Source organism: Klenkia terrae (genome assembly GCF_037083865.1).
Taxonomy (GTDB): Bacteria; Actinomycetota; Actinomycetes; order Mycobacteriales; family Geodermatophilaceae; genus Klenkia; species Klenkia terrae.
The window spans coordinates 107,306-126,059 of record NZ_JBAPLV010000013.1 but is presented as its reverse complement, the minus strand read 5'-3'; the positions used below and the strand labels follow the sequence as shown (position 1 = coordinate 126,059).

The 18,754-nt window shown below is 72.1% G+C and carries 29 protein-coding genes; 5 read left to right on the top strand and 24 right to left on the bottom strand.

Annotation, left to right across the window (positions count from 1 at the left end):
• Positions 1-46: 46 nt before the first annotated feature.
• Together UXQ13_RS13300 and UXQ13_RS13295 are read right to left on the bottom strand one after the other, a co-directional pair.
• Positions 47-1,291 (bottom strand): DUF7373 family lipoprotein, encoded by a 1,245-nt coding sequence (locus tag UXQ13_RS13300; RefSeq protein WP_225232903.1) that lies wholly within the window; start codon positions 1,289-1,291, stop codon positions 47-49.
• 17 nt (positions 1,292-1,308) lie between these two features.
• Entirely contained in the window at positions 1,309-1,794 is a 486-nt protein-coding gene (locus UXQ13_RS13295) for a beta-class carbonic anhydrase (RefSeq protein WP_225232904.1), read from the bottom strand.
• Positions 1,795-1,914: 120 nt separating this feature from the next.
• Here UXQ13_RS13295 and moeA point away from each other — a divergent pair, with 120 nt between their 5' ends.
• Genes moeA through UXQ13_RS13280 form a run of 3 tightly spaced genes read left to right on the top strand, consistent with a single transcriptional unit; the run spans position 1,915 to position 4,093 of the window.
• Positions 1,915-3,147, top strand: a complete 1,233-nt coding sequence (gene moeA, locus UXQ13_RS13290; RefSeq protein WP_336392430.1) for a molybdopterin molybdotransferase MoeA — start codon at positions 1,915-1,917, stop codon at positions 3,145-3,147.
• A complete protein-coding gene (gene moaC, locus UXQ13_RS13285) occupies positions 3,144-3,608 on the top strand; it encodes a cyclic pyranopterin monophosphate synthase MoaC (protein ID WP_165617438.1) in 465 nt (154 codons plus the stop codon). The genes moeA and moaC overlap by 4 nt, the downstream gene beginning before the upstream one ends.
• The gene (locus UXQ13_RS13280; RefSeq protein ID WP_225232906.1) at positions 3,605-4,093 is read left to right on the top strand and encodes a MogA/MoaB family molybdenum cofactor biosynthesis protein; all 489 of its coding nucleotides are present in this window, start codon (positions 3,605-3,607) and stop codon (positions 4,091-4,093) included. Before moaC ends, UXQ13_RS13280 begins: the two co-directional genes overlap by 4 nt.
• Here the strand turns inward: UXQ13_RS13280 and fdhD are convergent.
• Positions 4,087-4,920 (bottom strand): formate dehydrogenase accessory sulfurtransferase FdhD, encoded by an 834-nt coding sequence (gene fdhD, locus UXQ13_RS13275; RefSeq protein ID WP_336392429.1) that lies wholly within the window; start codon positions 4,918-4,920, stop codon positions 4,087-4,089. The genes UXQ13_RS13280 and fdhD overlap by 7 nt on opposite strands.
• Positions 4,921-4,961: 41 nt before the next feature.
• Here fdhD and mobA point away from each other — a divergent pair, with 41 nt between their 5' ends.
• Together mobA and UXQ13_RS13265 are read left to right on the top strand one after the other, a co-directional pair.
• Complete coding sequence (mobA, locus tag UXQ13_RS13270; RefSeq protein WP_225232908.1) at positions 4,962-5,549, top strand: molybdenum cofactor guanylyltransferase; 588 nt, start codon at positions 4,962-4,964, stop codon at positions 5,547-5,549.
• Positions 5,550-5,583: 34 nt separating this feature from the next.
• Positions 5,584-6,249 carry an SDR family oxidoreductase gene (locus tag UXQ13_RS13265; RefSeq protein WP_225232909.1) on the top strand — a complete coding sequence of 222 codons (666 nt, stop codon included), beginning with the start codon at positions 5,584-5,586 and terminating at the stop codon, positions 6,247-6,249.
• A gap of 1 nt (position 6,250) precedes the next feature.
• On the opposite strand, the gene truA is transcribed toward UXQ13_RS13265, so the two are convergent.
• The 21 genes from truA to rplN all read right to left on the bottom strand — a co-directional run bounded on the left by truA (position 6,251) and on the right by rplN (position 18,594).
• On the bottom strand, positions 6,251-7,042 hold the full coding sequence (truA, locus tag UXQ13_RS13260; protein WP_336392437.1) for a tRNA pseudouridine(38-40) synthase TruA: 792 nt from the start codon (positions 7,040-7,042) through the stop codon (positions 6,251-6,253).
• A gap of 70 nt (positions 7,043-7,112) precedes the next feature.
• A complete protein-coding gene (gene rplQ / locus UXQ13_RS23750; protein ID WP_455428454.1) occupies positions 7,113-7,838 on the bottom strand; it encodes a 50S ribosomal protein L17 in 726 nt (241 codons plus the stop codon).
• A gap of 141 nt (positions 7,839-7,979) precedes the next feature.
• Positions 7,980-9,044, bottom strand: coding sequence for a DNA-directed RNA polymerase subunit alpha (locus UXQ13_RS13250; RefSeq protein ID WP_225232910.1), 1,065 nt, complete (start codon positions 9,042-9,044; stop codon positions 7,980-7,982).
• A 95-nt stretch (positions 9,045-9,139) separates the two neighbouring features.
• Positions 9,140-9,766, bottom strand: coding sequence for a 30S ribosomal protein S4 (gene rpsD / locus UXQ13_RS13245; RefSeq protein WP_225232911.1), 627 nt, complete (start codon positions 9,764-9,766; stop codon positions 9,140-9,142).
• Between the two features lie 45 nt (positions 9,767-9,811).
• Positions 9,812-10,216 carry a 30S ribosomal protein S11 gene (gene rpsK / locus UXQ13_RS13240; protein WP_055764664.1) on the bottom strand — a complete coding sequence of 135 codons (405 nt, stop codon included), beginning with the start codon at positions 10,214-10,216 and terminating at the stop codon, positions 9,812-9,814.
• Positions 10,217-10,326: 110 nt separating this feature from the next.
• Complete coding sequence (gene rpsM, locus UXQ13_RS13235; protein ID WP_091061434.1) at positions 10,327-10,701, bottom strand: 30S ribosomal protein S13; 375 nt, start codon at positions 10,699-10,701, stop codon at positions 10,327-10,329.
• Between the two features lie 13 nt (positions 10,702-10,714).
• Positions 10,715-10,828 carry a 50S ribosomal protein L36 gene (rpmJ, locus tag UXQ13_RS13230; RefSeq protein WP_012950458.1) on the bottom strand — a complete coding sequence of 38 codons (114 nt, stop codon included), beginning with the start codon at positions 10,826-10,828 and terminating at the stop codon, positions 10,715-10,717.
• A 64-nt stretch (positions 10,829-10,892) separates the two neighbouring features.
• Positions 10,893-11,114 carry a translation initiation factor IF-1 gene (infA, locus tag UXQ13_RS13225; protein ID WP_012950459.1) on the bottom strand — a complete coding sequence of 74 codons (222 nt, stop codon included), beginning with the start codon at positions 11,112-11,114 and terminating at the stop codon, positions 10,893-10,895.
• 212 nt (positions 11,115-11,326) lie between these two features.
• Positions 11,327-12,184, bottom strand: a complete 858-nt coding sequence (gene map, locus UXQ13_RS13220; RefSeq protein ID WP_225232912.1) for a type I methionyl aminopeptidase — start codon at positions 12,182-12,184, stop codon at positions 11,327-11,329.
• Between the two features lie 13 nt (positions 12,185-12,197).
• Positions 12,198-12,821, bottom strand: coding sequence for an adenylate kinase (locus tag UXQ13_RS13215; RefSeq protein WP_225232913.1), 624 nt, complete (start codon positions 12,819-12,821; stop codon positions 12,198-12,200).
• Positions 12,821-14,131 (bottom strand): preprotein translocase subunit SecY, encoded by a 1,311-nt coding sequence (gene secY / locus UXQ13_RS13210; protein ID WP_336392428.1) that lies wholly within the window; start codon positions 14,129-14,131, stop codon positions 12,821-12,823. The genes UXQ13_RS13215 and secY overlap by 1 nt, the downstream gene beginning before the upstream one ends.
• A gap of 158 nt (positions 14,132-14,289) precedes the next feature.
• The gene (gene rplO / locus UXQ13_RS13205) at positions 14,290-14,733 is read right to left on the bottom strand and encodes a 50S ribosomal protein L15 (RefSeq protein ID WP_225232915.1); all 444 of its coding nucleotides are present in this window, start codon (positions 14,731-14,733) and stop codon (positions 14,290-14,292) included.
• A gap of 13 nt (positions 14,734-14,746) precedes the next feature.
• On the bottom strand, positions 14,747-14,929 hold the full coding sequence (gene rpmD, locus UXQ13_RS13200) for a 50S ribosomal protein L30 (RefSeq protein WP_225232916.1): 183 nt from the start codon (positions 14,927-14,929) through the stop codon (positions 14,747-14,749).
• Positions 14,930-14,931: 2 nt separating this feature from the next.
• Positions 14,932-15,573, bottom strand: a complete 642-nt coding sequence (gene rpsE, locus UXQ13_RS13195) for a 30S ribosomal protein S5 (protein WP_336392427.1) — start codon at positions 15,571-15,573, stop codon at positions 14,932-14,934.
• A 46-nt stretch (positions 15,574-15,619) separates the two neighbouring features.
• Positions 15,620-16,036 (bottom strand): 50S ribosomal protein L18, encoded by a 417-nt coding sequence (gene rplR / locus UXQ13_RS13190; protein ID WP_225232917.1) that lies wholly within the window; start codon positions 16,034-16,036, stop codon positions 15,620-15,622.
• Entirely contained in the window at positions 16,036-16,575 is a 540-nt protein-coding gene (rplF, locus tag UXQ13_RS13185) for a 50S ribosomal protein L6 (RefSeq protein ID WP_225232918.1), read from the bottom strand. Before rplF ends, rplR begins: the two co-directional genes overlap by 1 nt.
• Positions 16,576-16,588: 13 nt before the next feature.
• On the bottom strand, positions 16,589-16,999 hold the full coding sequence (gene rpsH / locus UXQ13_RS13180) for a 30S ribosomal protein S8 (RefSeq protein ID WP_056289182.1): 411 nt from the start codon (positions 16,997-16,999) through the stop codon (positions 16,589-16,591).
• Between the two features lie 96 nt (positions 17,000-17,095).
• A complete protein-coding gene (locus UXQ13_RS13175; RefSeq protein WP_014742845.1) occupies positions 17,096-17,281 on the bottom strand; it encodes a type Z 30S ribosomal protein S14 in 186 nt (61 codons plus the stop codon).
• Positions 17,282-17,300: 19 nt separating this feature from the next.
• Entirely contained in the window at positions 17,301-17,885 is a 585-nt protein-coding gene (rplE, locus tag UXQ13_RS13170; RefSeq protein ID WP_091238799.1) for a 50S ribosomal protein L5, read from the bottom strand.
• A 2-nt stretch (positions 17,886-17,887) separates the two neighbouring features.
• The gene (gene rplX, locus UXQ13_RS13165) at positions 17,888-18,223 is read right to left on the bottom strand and encodes a 50S ribosomal protein L24 (protein ID WP_455428455.1); all 336 of its coding nucleotides are present in this window, start codon (positions 18,221-18,223) and stop codon (positions 17,888-17,890) included.
• Positions 18,224-18,225: 2 nt separating this feature from the next.
• Positions 18,226-18,594 (bottom strand): 50S ribosomal protein L14, encoded by a 369-nt coding sequence (gene rplN / locus UXQ13_RS13160; protein WP_091061406.1) that lies wholly within the window; start codon positions 18,592-18,594, stop codon positions 18,226-18,228.
• Between the last annotated feature and the right edge of the window lie 160 nt (positions 18,595-18,754).

Below are 18,754 nucleotides of genomic sequence, written 5' to 3'. Positions count from 1 at the left end.
AGTGCGCGCCAGCGATGGACGATACCAGCCGGGACGGGTGGTCCGGTCAGCCGTCGATGAGGTCCCGCTGCTGCGGCAGCAGGGCGTTCATCTGCGTGTAGTCGTCGGCCGCGGCCAGGCCCTGGACGTCGATGCTGGCCAGGTAGCTGCCGTAGCCGACGTAGCAGCGCTGGTAGAAGCTCTCGGAGCTGCTCTGGAACGAGAAGCACGGCGCCTCGGGGATGGCCGGCAGCGCGAACGGCGTGCCGCCGAACGCGGTCGCCTCGAGCTGGGCGAACCCGGTGTACACGGCGTTGGTCTGGGCCGAGGTCGGGAAGGTGTACAACGACACGGCGTAGTCCAGCGACGCCGCCTCGTCGTAGCTGGTGCGGTAGTAAGCGCCGGCGAAGCCGTTGGCCGACAGCAGCTGGCGCTCCACGGTCGGGTCGATGGCCAGCCGCAGGTAGCCCTCGAGGTCGTAGGAGCCGGTGAACCTGGTCTGGTCGCCCGGGGTGGTCAGGGCGAACCCGGCCAGCCCCAGCGGGTCGACCGGCAGGTCGGGCACCTGGTCCTGCGGGGTGGGCTGGAACCCGGCCACCAGGGAGATCTGGTCCTGCAGCTGGCGGACCAGCAGGTCCCGCGCGGACCCGGCCGGGCCGTCCAGGTAGCTGTAGGCGAGCATCCGGCCGGTCGCGACCCAGGCCTGGACGGTGTCGGTGGGCGCGCCGGCGGAGTCCGACCCGCCGGTGGCGATGGCGCCGCTGACCCCGAGCTCGGGCAGGTCGACGGACTCGTACTCGGCACCGCCGAAGTCCAGCGAGATCTCGTTGAGGGCGTCGGCCGCCGCGACGGCCGACTCGGGGTCGGACACCTCGGTCAGCAGCACCAGCGTCGCGTTGTCGGCGGTGTCCTGCGAGCAGTTGCCCCAGCCGGCGACCAGGCCCCACCGGTCGAGCTCCTGCCCGGCCCGCCCGTCGCCGAAGTAGATGCCGTCAATGCTGTTCCCGGTGCCGAACGGCCCGCTCGGGAAGCAGCTGTCGGTGCGCTCGGGGGACACGGTCACCGGCAGCGAGGTGACCGCGGCGATCCGGCGGGCCTCGGCGCCCGTACCCGGACCCACCTCCGGCGCCGGGGTCACCTGGCCGGTGGGCGCAGGCGCGCTGGACGAGGCCGACGTGCTCGTCGGTGCGCTGCTGCCGCTGGTCGCGGCCGGGCTGGCGGTGCCCTCCACGGTGCTGGTGCAGCCGGCGAGCAGCAACGCGGCGAGCAGGGCCGTCGCAGCCGGACGGCGGTGGCGGCGGGCGGTCGGCACGTCGGTGAGCCTAGGGGTCAGACCACCTCGCGCAGCCGACCGGTCTCCACGTCGTAGACCGTGCCGCGCACCACGTGCGAGAGCAGGTAGGGCGTGCCGCGCAGGATCTCCATGGACTCCCGGACGTCGGAGTCCACGTCGGTGAAGGTGCGACCGGTCCACGGCGGGCGGTGCCCGGTGGTCCGCTCCACGAGGTCGGCCAGGCCCTGGTCGTCGGTCTTCTGCATGCCGCAGTCCGTGTGGTGGACCAGCACGACCTCGCGGGTGCCCAGCAGGTGCTGGGAGATGGTCAGCGACCGCAGCGTGTCCTCGGTGACCACCCCGCCGGCGTTGCGGATGACGTGCGCGTCCCCGACGTCCAGACCCAGCAGCGGGAACAGCGGCATGCGCGAGTCCATGCAGGCCACGACGGCGACCTGGCGGGCCGGGGCCACCGGGCGGGAGCCCGGGAACCGCTGGGCCCACTCGGCGTTGGCGGTGAGCATGCGGTCGATCTCGGTCACCTGGACCCCCAGTCCTCCGGGCGGGCCGCGCGGGTGCGGCACCGGGCGAGCAGCAACCTATCCCCGGTCGGGACGGTCCGCGCGTGCTCCCGGTCACCGGGCATCGGCCAGGATGGGGCGGTGAGCACCCCCACCGACCACCGCCGCACGGTCGACGAGCACCGGGCCGTGGTCGCCCGCCTGCTGGCGTCGGCCTCCCCCGGGACCGAGGAGGTGCCGCTGACCGCGGCCGCCGGGCGGGTGCTGGCCGAGGACCTCGCCGCGGCGGTCCCCCTCCCGGTGTTCACCAACTCCGCGATGGACGGCTACGCCGCCCGGTGGGCCGACGTGGGCGCCGCCTCGGCGTCCGCGCCGGTCCGGCTCCCGGTGGCCGAGGACCTCCCGGCCGGGCGGACCGACGTCCCGCCGCTGGCCCCGGGCACCGTCCACCGGATCATGACCGGGGCGCCCGTGCCCGAGGGGGCCGACGTCGTCGTCCCGGTCGAGGAGACCGACGGCGGCACCGGCACGGTGGTCATCACCTCCTCCCCCGCGGCCGGGGCCTACCTGCGGCACGCCGGGGAGGACCTCGCCGCCGGGGTGGTCGCGCTGCCCGCCGGCACGGTGCTGGGCCCGTCCCAGCTGGGGCTGGCGGCGTCGGTCGGGCGCGCCTCGGTCCTCGTCGCGCGCCGGCCCCGGGTCCTGGTGCTGTCGACCGGCAGCGAGCTGGTCGCCCCCGGCACCCCGCTGGCCCCCGGGCAGATCTACGAGTCGAACTCGCTGCTGCTGGCCGCCGCCGTGGACGCCGCCGGCGGCGAGGCCCGCACGCTGCACTTCGTCCCCGACGACGTCGACCAGTTCCTCGCCACCGTCCGGGCCGAGCTGGCCGACGCCGACCTGCTGCTCACCAGCGGTGGGGTGAGCATGGGCGCCTACGAGGTGGTCAAGGACGCCCTGGGTGCGCTCGGCACCGTGGACTTCGTGAAGGTCGCCGTGCAGCCCGGCGGCCCGCAGGGCAGCGGCACCGTCGACGGCGTGCCGGTGGTGACCCTGCCCGGGAACCCGGTGAGCTCCTCGGTGTCCTTCGAGGTGTTCGTCCGCCCCGCGCTGCGCCGGGCGCTGGGCATCCGGCAGCCGGAGCGGCTGAGCACCACCGCCCCGCTCGCCGGGCCGCTGACCTCCCCGGCCGGCCGGCGGCAGTACCTGCGCGGGTCCTTCGACGGCGCGCAGGTGTCCCTGGTCGGCGGGCCCGGTTCGCACCTGGTCGCCCACCTGGCGCGGGCCGACTGCCTCGTCGTCGTCCCCGAGGACGTCACCTCGCTGCCGGCCGGCAGCGAGGTCCAGATCCTGCTGGTCGAAGGAGCACTCCGGTGAGCTTCACCCACCTCGACGAGTCCGGCGCAGCCCGGATGGTCGACGTCACCGCCAAGGCCGTCACCGCCCGGGTGGCCACCGCCGCCGGCCGGGTCCTGGTCAGCCCGGAGGTCGTGGCCCTGCTGCGCGGCGAGGGCGTGCCCAAGGGCGACGCGATCGCCGTCGCCCGGATCGCCGGCATCGCCGGGGCCAAGCGGACGCCCGACCTCATCCCGCTGTGCCACCCGGTCGCGCTGCACGGGGTGACCGTCGACCTGGAGGTCACCGACGAGGCCGTGGAGATCACCGTGACGGCCCGGACCGCCGACCGCACCGGGATCGAGATGGAGGCGCTCACCTCGGTCGCCGTCACCGGGCTGACGGTCATCGACATGGTCAAGGCCGTCGACCCGCGCGCGGTCATCACCGACGTCCGGCTGCTGGCCAAGTCCGGCGGCAAGAAGGGCGACTGGACCCGATGACGCTCCCCGCCGGCGCCCGCGCCGTCGTCGTCACCGCCTCCAACCGGGCGTCCGCCGGGGTCTACGAGGACCGCTCCGGCCAGGCGCTGGCCGCCGGGCTCCGCGAGCTGGGGTTCGAGGTCGAGGGCCCGCACGTCCGCCCGGACGACGTCGAGGCCCTCGCCGCCGTGCTGCGGGAGGCCGTGGCCTCGGGTGCGGACGTCGTCCTCACCACCGGCGGCACCGGGCTGACCCCCACCGACGTCACCCCGGAGGCCACCCGGCTGGTGCTCGAGCGCGACGCACCGGGCATCGCCGACGCCGTGCGCCGGTACGGCCAGCCCGCCGTCCCGACCGCGGTGCTGTCCCGCGGGCTGGCCGGGACCGCAGGCCGCACGCTGGTGGTCAACCTGCCCGGGTCCACCGGCGGGGTCCGGGACGGGCTGGCCGTGCTCGGGCCGCTGCTGCCGCACGTGGTGAGCCAGCTGCGCGGCGGCGATCACTGAGCCGGCAGCACCAGCCGGCGGGTGTGGCTGTAGACGTTGCACCCGTCGCCGCGCAGGAACCCGATCAGGGTGATGCCGGTGGACTCCGCCAGCTCCACCGCCAGGGAGCTCGGTGCCGACACCGCGGCCAGCACCGGCACCCCGGCCATCGCGGCCTTCTGGGTCAGCTCGAAGCTGGAGCGGCCGCTGACCATCAGCACGTGCCCGGCCAGCGGCAGCCGGCCGGCCCGCACCGCGTCGCCCACCACCTTGTCCACCGCGTTGTGCCGGCCGACGTCCTCGCGCAGCGCCACCAGCTCGCCCTCGGCGGTGAACAGCCCGGCCGCGTGCAGGCCACCGGTCCGGTCGAAGACGGCCTGGGCCGCGCGCAGCCGGTCCGGCAGCGCCAGCAGGGTCTCCAGGGTCAGCCGGGTCTCGTCGGCAGGGACGTCGAAGACCGTCTTGGTGCGGATGGCGTCGATGCTGGCCTTGCCGCAGACGCCGCACGAGCTGGTCGTGTAGAAGTTCCGGTCCAGCGCGGTGTCCGGGGCCTCGACGCCTGGCGCGAGGTCGACGTCGACCACGTTGTAGGTGTTGCGGCCGCTGTCGTCGACGGAGTCGCAGTAGCGCAGCGAGGAGACGTCGTCCAGGGAGCGGATGACGCCCTCGGTGGCCAGGAAGCCGTGCACCAGGTCGAAGTCGTCCCCCGGCGTCCGCATGGTCACCGCCAGCGGTGTGCCGTCCAGCCGGATCTCCAGCGGCTCCTCGCTGGCGACCGTGTCGGGACGGGTGGTGTGCTGCGCGCCGCGGATGCGCAGCACCGGCGTCCGGCTGGTGACTCGTCCCACCTGCCCGACGGTACCCACCGCCGGCGCCTAGCGTCCGGGGCGTGACCGCGCTGCCGCCCTACGCCGCCGTCGTCCTGGCCGGGGGGCGGGCCGCCCGCCTCGGCGGCAGACCCAAGCCGCAGCTCGAGGTCGGCGGGCGCACCATGCTCGCCGCGGTGCTCGCCGCGGTCGCCGACGCCGCCGAGCGGGTGGTCGTGGGCCCGCCGCAGCCGGTGCCCGACGGGGTCGTCGTGGTCCGGGAGCAGCCGCCCGGCGGTGGCCCGGTCCCGGCGATGCGGGCCGGGCTGGCCGCGGTGACCACCGACGTCGTCGCGGTCCTCGCCGCCGACCTGCCGTTCCTGACCCCGGCCGTGGTGCGGGGCCTGCGCGAGCGGCTGACCGGCGACGGCGTGCTCGTGGTCGACCCCGCCGGCCGGGACCAGCTGCTCCTGGGTGTCTGGCGGACGGCGGTGCTCCGCGCGGCGGTGGCCGACGTCGCCGGCCCGACGTCGGTGCGGGCGGTGCTGGCGCCGCTGGCGGTGCGCCGCCACCGGCCCGAGCCCGTCCCCGGTGAACCCGCGCCGTGGACGGACTGCGACACCCCGGCCGAGCTCGACCGGGCCCGCCGGGTGACCCCGCCCTCCTCCTGACTGCACGGACCCCACGGTGGGTAGGCCGGGGAGCATGCGCATCGTCATCGCCGGAGCCCACGGCCAGATCGCCCGCCGCCTCACCCGCCTGCTCGCCGGGCGCGGGGACACCGTCGTCGGCATCGTCCGCAACCCCGACCACACCGCCGACCTGACCGCCGACGGCGCCGAGCCCGTCGTCCTGGACCTCGAGCACGCCGGGGTGGACGACGTGGCGGCGGTGGTCCGGGGCGCCGACGGCGTCGTGTTCGCCGCCGGTGGTGGCCCCAGCAGCGGCATCGCCCGCAAGGACTCCGTCGACCGGGGCGCCGCGGTGCTGCTGGCCGACGCCGCCGAGGCCGCCGGTGTCCGGCCCTACCTGCTGGTCTCCTCCGTCGGCGTGGAGTCCGTCGCCGACGGGGCCACCCCCGAGGGCGTGGACGAGACCTTCGTGGCCTACCTGCGGGCCAAGCTCGCCGCCGAGGAGGCCGTCCTCCCCCGCCCGGGCCTGGACGTCACCGTCGTCCGGCCGGTCACCCTCACCGACGACCCCGGCACCGGCCGGGTCGAGCTGGCCCGCACCGTGCAGCGCGGCGAGGTCACCCGGGACGACGTCGCCGCCGTCCTGGTCGCCTTGCTCGACGAGCCCAAGACCGGCGCGGTCGTGGAGCTGCGCGGCGGGGACACCCCGGTGACCGAGGCCGTCGCCGCCGTCCTCTGAGTCAGCCCTCCTCGTCGCGGCGGGCCCGGGTCACCCGGGTCCGCGCGGCGAGCTGGTCGGCGGGCGGGTAGTCCACCTGCACCAGGGTGAGGCCGCCGGGCGGCGCCACCGGGACGTCGTCGGCGCGGGTGGTCCGCGACAGCAGGGACGCCGGCCAGTCCGGTCCGCGCCTCCCCTCCCCCACGGCCAGCAGGCCACCGACGAGGCTGCGCACCATCGAGTGGCAGAAGGCGTCGGCCGAGGCCGCCACGGTGACCAGGTCGCCGTCCCGCGTGACGTCCAGCGCGGTGAGCACCCGGATCGTGGTCGCGCCCTCCCGGCGGCGGCAGAACGCGGCGAAGTCGTGCTGGCCCAGCAGCATCGCAGCCGCCACCCGCATGGCCGGCACGTCCAGCGAGCGCGGCCAGCCGACGGTGTCGGCCCGGCGCAGGGGCGGCGGCCCGGCCACCGCATCGGTCAGCCGGTAGCGGTAGTGCCGCCCCAGCGCGGCGAACCGGGCGTCGAACTCCGCCGGGACCACCTGGACCCCGGTCACCGCGATGTCCCCGGCCAGAACGCCGCGCAGGCGGCGCAGCAGCTTCGGCTCGTGCTGGGCCCACAGCCCCGCCGGCAGGTCGGTGTGCGCGACCTGGCCGGTGGCGTGCACCCCGGCGTCGGTCCGGCCGGCGACGGTCAGCCCGACGTCGTGCCGGAGCACCATGGCCAGGGCCAGCTCCAGCTCGCCCTGCACGGTGCGCTGGTCGGGCTGCCGCGCCCAGCCGTGCAGCGACGTCCCGTCGTAGGAGACGTCCAGCCGGATGCGGACGAGCCCGCCACCGGGGTCGGTGGCGGGCTCGTCGGCCGTGCTGTCGTTCAGCGGTGCATCACTTCGGGTCGGGCTCGGACTCCCCGCCGGGGGCCGCGTCGCCGGCGGTCGCGCCGTCGGCGGTCTCCGCGGCGTTCAGCTCGGCGGCCGCGGCGTCGGCGACCTCGGGCGAGAGGTCGTCGTCGGCGACGACGACACCGTTCTCGGCCGTCGGCTCCGGGTCCGTGGTGGTCTCGTCCTGCGCCTCGTCGTCCGGGCTGAAGACGTCGGTGGTGGTGGCCTCGGCGTCGGCCTGGTCGCTGGCCTCGTCGGCGATCTCCTGCGAGGACGCGGAGACCTCGCCGGCGGCCGCGGCGGAGCCGGCACCGGAGGCGAACCGGGTGCCGCGGGCGCGCTCGGCCTCGCCGACGGCCTGCTGGCCGACGGTCAGGGCCTCGACGAGCTCGATGACGGCCATCGGGGCGTTGTCGCCCTTGCGGGGACCGACCTTGGTGATCCGGGTGTAGCCACCGGGACGCTCCGCGAAGCGCGGCCCGATCTCGGCGAAGAGGTGGTGGACCACGTTCTTGTCGCGGATGGTGGTCATCACCTGGCGACGGGCGTGCAGGTCGCCGCGCTTGGCCATCGTGATGAGCTTCTCGGCGAGCGGGCGCAGCCGCTTGGCCTTGGTCTCCGTGGTGGTGATCCGGCCGTGCTCGAACAGCGAGGTGGCCAGGTTGGCCAGCATGAGCCGCTCGTGCGACGGGGATCCGCCGAGGCGGGGGCCCTTGGTGGGGGTGGGCATGAACGTTCCCTTCTCAGGCCGCCGGAGAACACTGCCGGCCGCGCGTCTTCTGATGGGTGGTGCTCCGGTCCCGGTGGTCCGGTCCCGGCGGGAACCCGGAGGGGACGACCACGGATGGCCGCCCCCTCCGGGGTCCGTCGATCAGAGCTGCTCGGTCTCCCGGAAATCGCCCTCGGTGTACTCCTGGCCGTCGGCGTACTGCGCCTCGCCCGGGTAGCTGTCGTCGTAGGTCTCGTCGTAGCTCTCCACCGAGGTGGGGACGAACCCGGGCGGGCTGTCCTTGAGCGCGAGGCCCATGGCGGCCAGCTTCAGCTTGACCTCGTCGATGGACTTCGCACCGAAGTTGCGGATGTCCAGCAGGTCGGCCTCGGAGCGGGTGACGAGCTCACCGACGGTGTGCACGCCCTCGCGCTTGAGGCAGTTGTAGGAACGGACCGTGAGGTCCATGTCCTCGATCGGCATCGAGAAGTTCGCGATGTCGGCGGCCTCGGCCGGGCTGGGCCCGACCTCGATGCCCTCGGCGTCGACGTTCAGCTCGCGCAGCAGGCCGAACAGCTCCACCAGGGTCGAGCCGGCCGACGCGATGGCGTCGCGGGGCTCGATGGAGGGCTTGGTCTCGACGTCGACCACCAGGCGGTCGAAGTCGGTGCGCTGCTCGACACGGGTGGCCTCGACGGCGTAGGTCACCTTGCGCACCGGGGAGTAGATCGAGTCGACGGGGATCCGCCCGATCTCCTGGCCCGGCTGCTTGTTCTGGGTGGCCGGCACGTAGCCGCGGCCGCGCTCGACGACCAGCTCGATCTCCAGCCGGCCCTTGGCGTTCAGGGTGGCGATGTGCAGGTCCGGGTTGTGCACCTCGACACCGGCCGGGGGCGCGATGTCGGCGGCGGTGACCTCACCGGGGCCCTGCTTGCGCAGGTACATGGTGACCGGCTCGTCGGAGTCGGAGCTGACGACCAGACCCTTGAGGTTCAGGATCAGCTCGGTGACGTCCTCCTTGACGCCCGGCACGGTGGTGAACTCGTGCAGGGTGCCCTCGATGCGGATGCTGGTGACGGCAGCGCCGGGGATCGAGGACAGCAGGGTGCGGCGCAGGGAGTTGCCGAGGGTGTAGCCGAAGCCCGGCTCCAGCGGCTCGATGACGAACCGCGAGCGGGAGGCGTCGATGGTCTCCTCGGTCAGGGTGGGGCGCTGTGCGATGAGCATGGTTCTCCTCAGTGCCTCCGGCGACCGCTATATGACGCCGGTGGGTGGTCGTGCAGGTGGGGCGGGCATCTGTCCGCCCGCCCCACCGTCGTGCCTTACTTCGAGTACAGCTCGACGATCAGCTGTTCCTGGACCGGGGTGTCGATGACCTGCCGGGCCGGGATGGAGTGCACGAGGACCTTCAGCTGGCTGCTGATGACCTCGAGCCACGCCGGCACCGGACGCGAGCCGGCCTCGGCCTGGGCGACCTGGAAGGGCACCATCTCGGTGGACTTGGTGGCCACCTCGACGATGTCGTTGGCCACCACGCGGTACGAGGGGATGTCGACCTTGCGGCCGTTCACCTTGATGTGGCCGTGGCGGACCAGCTGGCGGGCCATGTCGCGCGACTTGGCGAAGCCGGCGCGGTAGACCACGTTGTCCAGGCGGGACTCGAGGATCTGCAGCAGGACCTCACCGGTCTTGCCGGACTTCTTGTTGGCTTCCTGGTAGTAGCCGCGGAACTGCTTCTCCAGCACGCCGTAGATGCGACGGGCCTTCTGCTTCTCGCGCAGCTGCAGGAGGTACTCGCTGTCCTTGGTGCGACCGCGACCGTGCTCACCCGGGGGGTAGGGACGGATCTCGATCGGGCACTTGGCGGACTCGCACTTGCTGCCCTTGAGGAACAGCTTCATCTTCTCGCGCCGGCACAGGCGGCAGTCGGCTCCGGTGTAACGGGCCACGGTGGGTCTCCCTGGGTTTTCTGAAGAGTCAGGCGAAGGCGCGGGTCAGACCCGGCGGCGCTTCTTGGGGCGGCAGCCGTTGTGCGGCTGGGGGGTGACGTCGGAGATCTGCCCGACCTCGAGGCCCGTGGCCTGGAGGGAGCGGATGGCGGTCTCGCGGCCGGAGCCGGGACCCTTCACGAAGACGTCGACCTTCCGCATGCCGTGCTCCTGCGCCTTGCGCGCGGCGTTCTCGGCAGCCATCTGCGCCGCGAACGGCGTCGACTTGCGCGAGCCCTTGAACCCGACGTGGCCGGCCGAGGCCCAGCTGATGACGTTCCCCGTGGGGTCCGTGATCGACACGATCGTGTTGTTGAAGGTGCTCTTGATGTGCGCCGCGCCGTGGGCGACGTTCTTCTTCTCCTTGCGGCGCACCTTCTTGGCGCCTGCCGCGCGTGCCCTGGGAGGCATGACTCTCTTCTCTGTTCGTGGCCTGGGTGGAGCGGAGGTGGTGCACCCGGCCGCCCCCTCTGCGGGGGCACGACGGCCGGGTAGGTGAGCCGGTGAGGGCTACCGCTGGGTCAGCGGGCCTTCTTCTTGCCGGCGATCGTCTTGCGCGGGCCCTTGCTGGAGCGCGCGTTGGTCTTGGTGCGCTGTCCGCGGACGGGCAGGCCGCGGCGGTGCCGCAGACCCTGGTAGCAGCCGATCTCCACCTTGCGGCGGATGTCGGCGGCGACCTCGCGACGGAGGTCACCCTCGACGCGGAAGTGCTCGTCGATGTAGTCGCGCAGCTTCAGCAGGTCCTCGTCGGAGAGGTCCTTGGCGCGGAGGTCCGGGCTGACACCGGTCGCGGCCAAGGTGGCCTTCGCCGAGGTCGGGCCGATCCCGTAGATGTAGGTGAGCGCGATCTCCATCCGCTTCTCGCGGGGCAGATCGACGCCGGCCAGTCGTGCCATGTTCTGTACTCCCTCAGCCCTGGCGCTGCTTGTGCCGGGCGTTGTCGCAGATGACCATGACCCGGCCGTGCCGGCGGATCACCTTGCACTTGTCGCAGATCTTCTTGACCGACGGCTGGACCTTCACCGGGCCGCCCTCATTTCTGGTAGTTCGTGGGTCGCGGGTCCGCCGGTGGGGCGGACCGCGGAGGTCACTTGTAGCGGTAGACGATGCGACCGCGCGTGAGGTCGTAGGGCGAGAGCTCCACGACCACGCGGTCCTCGGGCAGGATGCGGATGTAGTGCTGGCGCATCTTGCCGCTGATGTGCGCGAGCACGCGGTGCCCGTTCTGGAGTTCCACCCGAAACATCGCATTGGGGAGCGGCTCGACGACTCGACCCTCGACCTCGATGGCCCCGTCCTTCTTCGCCATTCCCTGCACGACCTCCCGGTCTGGTGTCTCCGGCACGCATGCCGACTCGCGTCCACCCACGCCGGTCTCGGCGCGGATGGTCTGGTGCTGGGTGTCTGGTGCGGGCGGTCTCGCAGAGGGCGCCCGGCGGCATGCGGCCACAGCACAACGACGGACGGCGCGAACGCCAGCGGCCACTGTACCCCGGCAGCCCCACGGGCTCCAACCCCGGGTCAGGTGCGCGCGGTCACCCCGAACGGCGCCAGCCCGGCGACGCCGCCGTCCTCCGCGGTGAGGACCCACGGGCCCTCCGGGGTGATCGCCACGGTGTGCTCGAAGTGGGCGGCCCGCGAGCCGTCCTTCGTCACCACCGTCCAGCCGTCCTCGAGCTCGAGGGTGTCCGGGTCACCGACGGTGACCATCGGCTCGATCGCCAGGGCCAGGCCCGGCACCAGCTTGGGCCCGCGGCCGGCGCGGCCGTAGTTCAGCACGTGCGGGTCCTGGTGCATCTCCGTGCCGATCCCGTGCCCGCCGTAGTGGTCGACGATGCCGTAGCGGTGCGGCTCGGCCAGGATCGAGTCCTCGACGGCACTGCTGATGTCGGTGAGCCGGCCACCGACGAGCGCCTTGGCCAGCCCCGCCCACATCGACCGCTCGGTGGCCGCGATCAGCGCGGCGTCCTGCGCCGAGGGCTCCCCCACCGTCAGGGTGATCGCGCTGTCGCCGTGCCAGCCCTGCAGGATCGCCCCGCAGTCGATCGAGATGTTGTCGCCCTCGGCCAGCGTGCGACCGGCGACCGGGATCCCGTGCACGACCTCCTGGTTGACCGACGCGCAGATGCTGCCGGTGAAGCCGTGGTAGCCCAGGAACGACGGGATGGCCCCGGCGGACCGGATGTGGTCCTCGGCCACCGCGTCGAGCTCCCCGGTGGTCACCCCGGCGCGCACCTCCGCGCGGACTGCGGCCAGTGCGCCGGCGACCACCAGCCCCGCGGCCCGCATGAGCTCGACCTCGTGCATCGTCTTGATCTGGATCATGCGTCCACTCCACTTGGCCAGCAGCGGCACCCGCGACAGCAGGTTCGCGGTCACCCCGGGCACCCGCTCATCGCGCTGCGGGCTGCCCGGCCGTCCCGTCGTCGTCGGCGTCCGCGGCACCCAGCGCGCCCAGGGCACGACCGGTCACCTCGTCGATCTCGCCGATGGCGTCGATGGTCGCCAGCAGGCCCTCCTGGGCATACCACCCCGACAGCGGAGCGGTCTGCCGGCGGTAGACCTCGAGGCGGTGGCGCACCGTCTCGGGCTTGTCGTCGTCGCGCTGCACCGGCTTGCCGTCGACCACGACGACCCGGCCGCTGAGCCGGCGGACGAGCTCGTCCTCGTCGACCACGAGCTCCAGCACGCAGTCCAGCCGGTGGCCGAGGTCGGTGAGGGAGTCCCGCAGCTGCTCGGCCTGCGCGATCGTGCGCGGGAAGCCGTCGAGCAGGAACCCGGCCTTCGCGTCGGGCTCGGCCAGCCGCTCGCTGACCATGGCCACGGTGAGCTCGTCGGGGACCAGGTCGCCGGCGTCCATGTAGGCCTTGGCCTGCTGGCCCAGCTCGGTCTGGCCGGTGACGTTGGCCCGGAAGATGTCGCCGGTGGAGATGGCCGGGACGTTCAGCCGGCCGGCGATGATCTGCGCCTGGGTGCCCTTGCCCGCGCCGGGCGGCCCCAGGAGGACGACGCGCACTACTTCAGGAACCCTTCGTAGTTGCGCTGGTTGAGCTGCGTCTCGATCTGCTTCACCGTCTCCAAGCCCACTCCCACCATGATCAGCACTGCGGTCCCGCCGAACGGGAAGTTCTGGTTCTGCCCCTCCTGCGTGATGGAGAGGAACAGGTTGGGCAGCACTGCCACCAGCCCCAGGTAGATCGAGCCCGGCAGGGTGATCCGGGACAGCACGTACTGCAGGTACTCCGCCGTCGGCCGGCCCGGGCGGATGCCGGGGATGAAGCCGCCGTAGCGCTTCATGTCGTCGGCGCGCTCCTCGGGGTTGAACGTGATCGACACGTAGAAGTACGTGAAGAAGACGATCAGGCCGAAGTAGATGGCGATGTGCACCGGGCTGGACTGGTTGATCACGTACGTCTCGAAGAACTGACGCACCGACCCGGCCGAGTCACCCTGCAGCTGGCTGATCAGCTGCGGCAGGTACAGCAGCGACGAGGCGAAGATGACCGGGATGACACCGGCCTGGTTCACCTTCAGCGGCAGGTAGGTCGACGTGCCGCCGTACATCCGCCGGCCGACCATCCGCTTGGCGTACTGCACGGGGATCCGGCGTTGGGCCTGCTCGACGTAGACCACCGAGGCGATGACCACCAGGGCCAGCACGCAGACCAGGGCGAAGACCAGGCCGCCGCGGGACTGCAGGATCGAGCCGCCCTCGGCGGGGATGCGCGCGGCGATCGAGGTGAAGATCAGCACGGACATGCCGTTGCCGATGCCCTTCTCGGTCAGCAGCTCGCCTAGCCACATGATCATGGCCGTGCCGGCGGTCAGCGCGACGACCAGGACGACGGTGGTCCAGATCGAGTCCGAGGGGATGAGCTCCTGCTGGCAGTTCGGGAACAGCTGGCCGCTGCGGGCCAGCGCGATGATCCCGGTGCTCTGCAGGACGGCGAGGGCGATCGTCAGGTAGCGGGTGTACTGGGTCAGCTTGGCCTGACCCGACTGCCCTTCCTTCTTCAGCTGCTCGAACCGCGGGATGACCACGACCAGCAGCTGCACGATGATGCTCGCCGTGATGTACGGCATGATCCCGAGCGCGAAGATCGACAGGCGCAGCAGTGCACCGCCGGAGAACAGGTTGACCAGCGAGTAGACGTCCCGCTGGTCGGAGGCCTGGGCCTGGTCGAGACAGCTGTTGATGGCCTCGATGGACACCCCCGGACCGGGGACGCTGGCGCCCAGCCGGTACACGGCGATGATCGCCAGGGAGAACAACAGCTTGCGCCGGAGGTCTGGCGTCCGGAACGCCGCGGCGAACGCCTGCAGCACGTGCCCTCCCCGAGTCGGTCGTGCGAGTGTAGGGACCACTCTGCCCCCCACCGCTCGCGGGCTCGCGGCGGGGCCCTGCAGAGCGGCCGGGACAGCAGAAGACCCCCCTGCCCGCACCGCCCGGACTCACCGGGCGGTGCACGCAGGGGGGATCGACCTCAGATCTGGGTGGTGCTGCCCCCGGCCGCGGCGATCTTCTCGGCCGCGGAGGACGAGAACGCGTGCGCGTGGACCTGGACCTGGACGCCGCCGAGCTCGCCGGTGCCCAGCACCTTGACGGGCTGGCCGCGGCGCACAGCGCCGGCGTCGGCCAGCGAGTCCGGGTTGATGGACCCGCCGTCCGGGAACAACGAGGCGATCTTGTCCAGGTTCACGACCTGGAAGACGACCTTGTTGCGCGGGGTGAAGCCGGAGAGCTTGGGCAGACGCATGAACAGCGGCGTCTGACCACCCTCGAAGCGGGCCGAGACCTGGACGCGTGCGCCCGAGCCCTTCGTCCCGCGACCGGCGGTCTTGCCCTTGGAGCCCTCACCACGACCCACGCGGGTCTTCTTGGTGTGGGCGCCCGGGGCCGGACGCAGGTGGTGGACCTTGAGAGTCATCGAATTCCCCTGCTCAGCTGATCTCTTCGACGGTGACCAGGTGCGGCACCGTGGCGACCATCCCGCGGATCTCGGGACGGTCCTCCTTCACGACCGTGTGGTTGATCCGCTTGAGGCCCAGCGAACGCAGCGTCTGGCGCTGGTTCGGCTTGGCGCCGATCGCGGACTTCACCTGGGTGACCTTGAACTGGCTCACTGTCAGACCCCCTGGCCTGCACGGGCCCGCAGCATGGCCGCGGGGGCGACGTCCTCGAGGGGCAGACCGCGGCGGGCCGCGATCTCCTCGGGACGGACGAGGTCCTTGAGGGCCTGCATCGTGGCGTGCACGATGTTGATCGGGTTCGAGGACCCCAGGCTCTTGGACAGCACGTCGTGGATGCCGGCGCACTCGAGGACGGCGCGCACCGGACCACCGGCGATGACGCCGGTACCCGGGCTGGCCGGCTTGAGCAGCACGACACCGGCAGCCGCCTCACCCTGCACGGGGTGCGGGATGGTGCTGGCGATGCGGGGCACCCGGTAGAAGTGCTTCTTGGCCTCCTCGACGCCCTTGGCGATCGCCGCGGGCACCTCCTTGGCCTTGCCGTAGCCGACACCCACGGTGCCGTCACCGTCGCCCACGATCACCAGGGCGGTGAAGCTGAAGCGCCGACCACCCTTGACGACCTTGGACACGCGGTTGATGGCCACGACCCGCTCGAGGAACTGGCTCTTCTCGGCCGGACCGCCGGGGCCGCGGCCCCCGCCGTCCCGACGGTCGTTGCCGCCCTGACCGCCCTGGCCACCGCCGGTGCCACCGGCACCGCCGGCGCCACCGCCGCGTCGCTGTGGTCCTGGCATCAGACGTTCCCCTCGATCATCACGTTGTCGAGCAGCTGGGTGCTCATCAGAAGTTCAGCCCGCCCTCGCGGGCGCCGTCGGCGAGAGCCGCCAGCCGCCCGTGGTAGCGGTTGCCGCCGCGGTCGAAGACGACCGCGGAGATGCCGGCCGCCTTGGCCCGGTCGGCCACCAGCGCGCCGACCTGGCGAGCCAGCGCCGACTTGTCCCCGGCGGTGCCGCGCAGGGCGGCGTCCATCGTGGAGGCGCTGACCAGGGTGATGCCCTGGGTGTCGTCGACGACCTGCACGTGGACGTGGCGCGAACTGCGCTTGACGACCATGCGGGGGCGCTCGGGGGTGCCGGCGACCCGCTTGCGGAGCCGGTTGTGGCGCCGCGCACGCGAGATGCGCCGCGCGGTGCTGGCGTCGGTGCCCACGGGCTTGTGCGCCCGGGACACCTTGTCGTTGGTCTTGGTCTGTGCCATCACTTGCCCGTCTTCCCGACCTTGCGCTTGATGACCTCGCCCTGGTAACGCACACCCTTGCCCTTGTACGGGTCGGGCTTGCGCAACTTGCGGATCTTGGCGGCGACCTCGCCGACCTGCTGCTTGTCGATGCCGGCGACCTTGAAACGGGTCGGGGCCTCGACGGTGAAGGTGATCCCCTCGGGGGCCTTGATCAGCACCGGGTGGCTGAACCCGAGCGCGAACTCGAGGTCGGAGCCACGGGCCTGCACGCGGTAGCCGACGCCGACGATCTCGAGGGTCTTCACGTAGCCCTCGGTCACGCCGGTGATCATGTTGGCGATCAGGGTGCGGGAGAGGCCGTGCAGCGCACGGCTCTCGCGCTCGTCGTCCGGTCGCTGCACGAGCAGCGCGCCGGAGTCGTCCTTCTCCACGAAGATCGGGGAGGCGACGGTGTGCGCGAGGGAGCCCTTGGGGCCCTTCACGTTGACGGTGCGACCGTCGATCGCGACGTCGACACCGCCGGGGACGGTGACCGGGAGTCGTCCGATTCGAGACATGGGGTGCGCTCCCTTACCAGACGTAGGCGAGGACTTCCCCACCCACGCCCTTCTTGTTCGCCTGCTTGTCGGTCAGCAGACCGGTCGAGGTGGAGATGATCGCCACCCCGAGACCGCCCAGGACCTTCGGCAGCGCCGTGGACTTGGCGTAGACCCGCAGGCCGGGCTTGGACACGCGCCGGACGCCGGCGATGCTCCGCTCGCGGTTGGGGCCGTACTTGAGGTCGACGACCAGCTCCTTGCGGGTCTGGCCGTCCTTCTCGACGTCGTTGACCTTCCAGCCGGCGATGTAGCCCTCCTGCTGGAGGATCTCCGCGACCTTGGTCTTGAGCTTCGACGAGGGCATGGCCGCTGCGTCGTGGTACGCCGAGTTCGCGTTGCGGATGCGCGTGAGCATGTCCGCGATCGGGTCGGTCATCGTCATGTGTCGGTCGTGCCTCTCTCGCCGCGGTTCCCGCCGCACGGTGCGGGGGCCTCTCGGCGATCGGTGGTGCGTGGGTGGTGACCTACAGGGAGGAGGTCACCAGGAGGACTTGGTCACGCCGGGGAGCTCGCCCGCGTGGGCCATCTCCCGGACGCAGATGCGGCACAGCCCGAACTTGCGGAAGACCGCGTGCGGACGGCCGCAGCGCTGGCAGCGCGTGTAGCCGCGGACCTTGAACTTCGGCGTGCGAGCCGCCTTGTTGACGAGCGCCTTCTTGGCCATGGTGTCTCCTGTTCCCGGCTCAGCGAGTCGTCTGGACGACGGTCTGGCCGGCGAAGGGGAAGCCGAGCAGGCTCAGCAGCTCGCGACCCTCCTCGTCGTTGGTGGCGGTGGTGACCAGCGTGATGTCCATGCCACGCGGGCGGTCGATCTTGTCGACGTCGATCTCGCGGAACATGGACTGCTCGTTGAGGCCGAACGTGTAGTTGCCGTGCCCGTCGAACTGCTTGGAGTTCAGACCGCGGAAGTCACGGATGCGGGGCAGGGCCAGACTGAGCAGCCGGTCCAGGAACTCCCACATGCGGTCACCGCGCAGGGTGACCTTGGCGCCGATCGGCATGCCCTCGCGCAGCTTGAACTGCGCGATGGACTTGCGGGCGCGGACGACGGCGGGCTTCTGGCCGGTGATGGCGGTGAGGTCGCGGACCGCGCCGTCCATCAGCTTGGCGTCGCGGGTCGCCTCGCCGACACCCATGTTCACCACGATCTTGGTCAGACCGGGGATCTGCATGACGTTGGCGTAGCCGAACTCGCTCATCAGGGCCGGCGCGATGTCCGAGCGGTAGTGGGCGAGCAGCCGGGGCAGCTCTCGGGTGGGTGCGCTCATGATCAGAGGTCCTTGCCGGTTCGCTTCGAGACCCGGATGTTGCGTCCGTCCTCGTCCTTGCGGTAGCCGATGCGGGTCGGGTTGCCCTCGGAGTCGACGACCATCACGTTGCTCACGTGGATGGCGGCCTCCTGGGTCACGATCCCGCCCGACTGGGAGCCGCGCTGGCTGGTGCTCACGCGGGTGTGCTTCTTGACGCGGCCGATGCCCTCGACGAGCACCTTGCCGGTCTTCGGGAAAGCGGCGATGACGCGGCCCTTGGCGCCCTTGTCCTTGCCGGACAGGACCAGGACCTGGTCGCCCTTCTTCACCTTCAGCGAGGGGGTCTTCTCAGCCATGATCACAACACCTCCGGGGCGAGCGAGATGATCCGCATGAAGCGCTTGTCGCGCAGCTCGCGGCCGACGGGCCCGAAGATGCGGGTGCCGCGCGGGTCACCGCTGTCGCGGATGATGACCGCGGCGTTCTCGTCGAAGCGGATGTAGGAGCCGTCGGGACGACGACGCTCCTTGACGGTCCGGACGATGACGGCCTTGACCACATCGCCCTTCTTGACGCCCGCACCGGGGATGGCGTCCTTGACGGTGCCGACGATGACGTCGCCGATGCCCGCGTAGCGACGACCGGAGCCGCCGAGAACGCGGATGCACAAGATCTCCTTGGCACCCGTGTTGTCGGCGACGCGGAGTCGCGACTCCTGCTGGATCACTGCATAGCTCCTGTGGTGTCTGGGGTGACCGCCGGGCCGGAACGGTGAAGCGGCGGTCGGGACGCACGTGCGACAGCCGGCGGCTCTCGCCGCCGGCCGTCGGGTCCCGGATGTCGGCACGCCCGTGGGCGTGCCAGTTGACCAGCGTACGCGCAACGAC

What these genes read in the sequence shown, in the direction of transcription:
- UXQ13_RS13280 (WP_225232906.1), top strand. Translation starts at nt 3,605, where the DNA reads ATGACGCTCCCCGCCGGCGCCCGCGCCGTCGTCGTCACCGCCTCCAAC.
- UXQ13_RS13265 (WP_225232909.1), top strand. Translation starts at nt 5,584, where the DNA reads ATGCGCATCGTCATCGCCGGAGCCCACGGCCAGATCGCCCGCCGCCTC.
- rplQ (WP_455428454.1), bottom strand. Translation starts at nt 7,838, where the DNA reads ATGCCCACCCCCACCAAGGGCCCCCGCCTCGGCGGATCCCCGTCGCAC.
- UXQ13_RS13250 (WP_225232910.1), bottom strand. Translation starts at nt 9,044, where the DNA reads ATGCTCATCGCACAGCGCCCCACCCTGACCGAGGAGACCATCGACGCC.
- rpsK (WP_055764664.1), bottom strand. Translation starts at nt 10,216, where the DNA reads ATGCCTCCCAGGGCACGCGCGGCAGGCGCCAAGAAGGTGCGCCGCAAG.
- rpsM (WP_091061434.1), bottom strand. Translation starts at nt 10,701, where the DNA reads ATGGCACGACTGGCCGGCGTCGATCTGCCCCGCGAGAAGCGGATGGAG.
- infA (WP_012950459.1), bottom strand. Translation starts at nt 11,114, where the DNA reads ATGGCGAAGAAGGACGGGGCCATCGAGGTCGAGGGTCGAGTCGTCGAG.
- rplO (WP_225232915.1), bottom strand. Translation starts at nt 14,733, where the DNA reads ATGACTCTCAAGGTCCACCACCTGCGTCCGGCCCCGGGCGCCCACACC.
- rpsE (WP_336392427.1), bottom strand. Translation starts at nt 15,573, where the DNA reads ATGCCAGGACCACAGCGACGCGGCGGTGGCGCCGGCGGTGCCGGTGGC.
- rplR (WP_225232917.1), bottom strand. Translation starts at nt 16,036, where the DNA reads ATGGCACAGACCAAGACCAACGACAAGGTGTCCCGGGCGCACAAGCCC.
- rplF (WP_225232918.1), bottom strand. Translation starts at nt 16,575, where the DNA reads ATGTCTCGAATCGGACGACTCCCGGTCACCGTCCCCGGCGGTGTCGAC.
- rpsH (WP_056289182.1), bottom strand. Translation starts at nt 16,999, where the DNA reads ATGACGATGACCGACCCGATCGCGGACATGCTCACGCGCATCCGCAAC.
- UXQ13_RS13175 (WP_014742845.1), bottom strand. Translation starts at nt 17,281, where the DNA reads ATGGCCAAGAAGGCGCTCGTCAACAAGGCGGCTCGCACGCCGAAGTTC.
- rplE (WP_091238799.1), bottom strand. Translation starts at nt 17,885, where the DNA reads ATGAGCGCACCCACCCGAGAGCTGCCCCGGCTGCTCGCCCACTACCGC.
- rplX (WP_455428455.1), bottom strand. Translation starts at nt 18,223, where the DNA reads ATGGCTGAGAAGACCCCCTCGCTGAAGGTGAAGAAGGGCGACCAGGTC.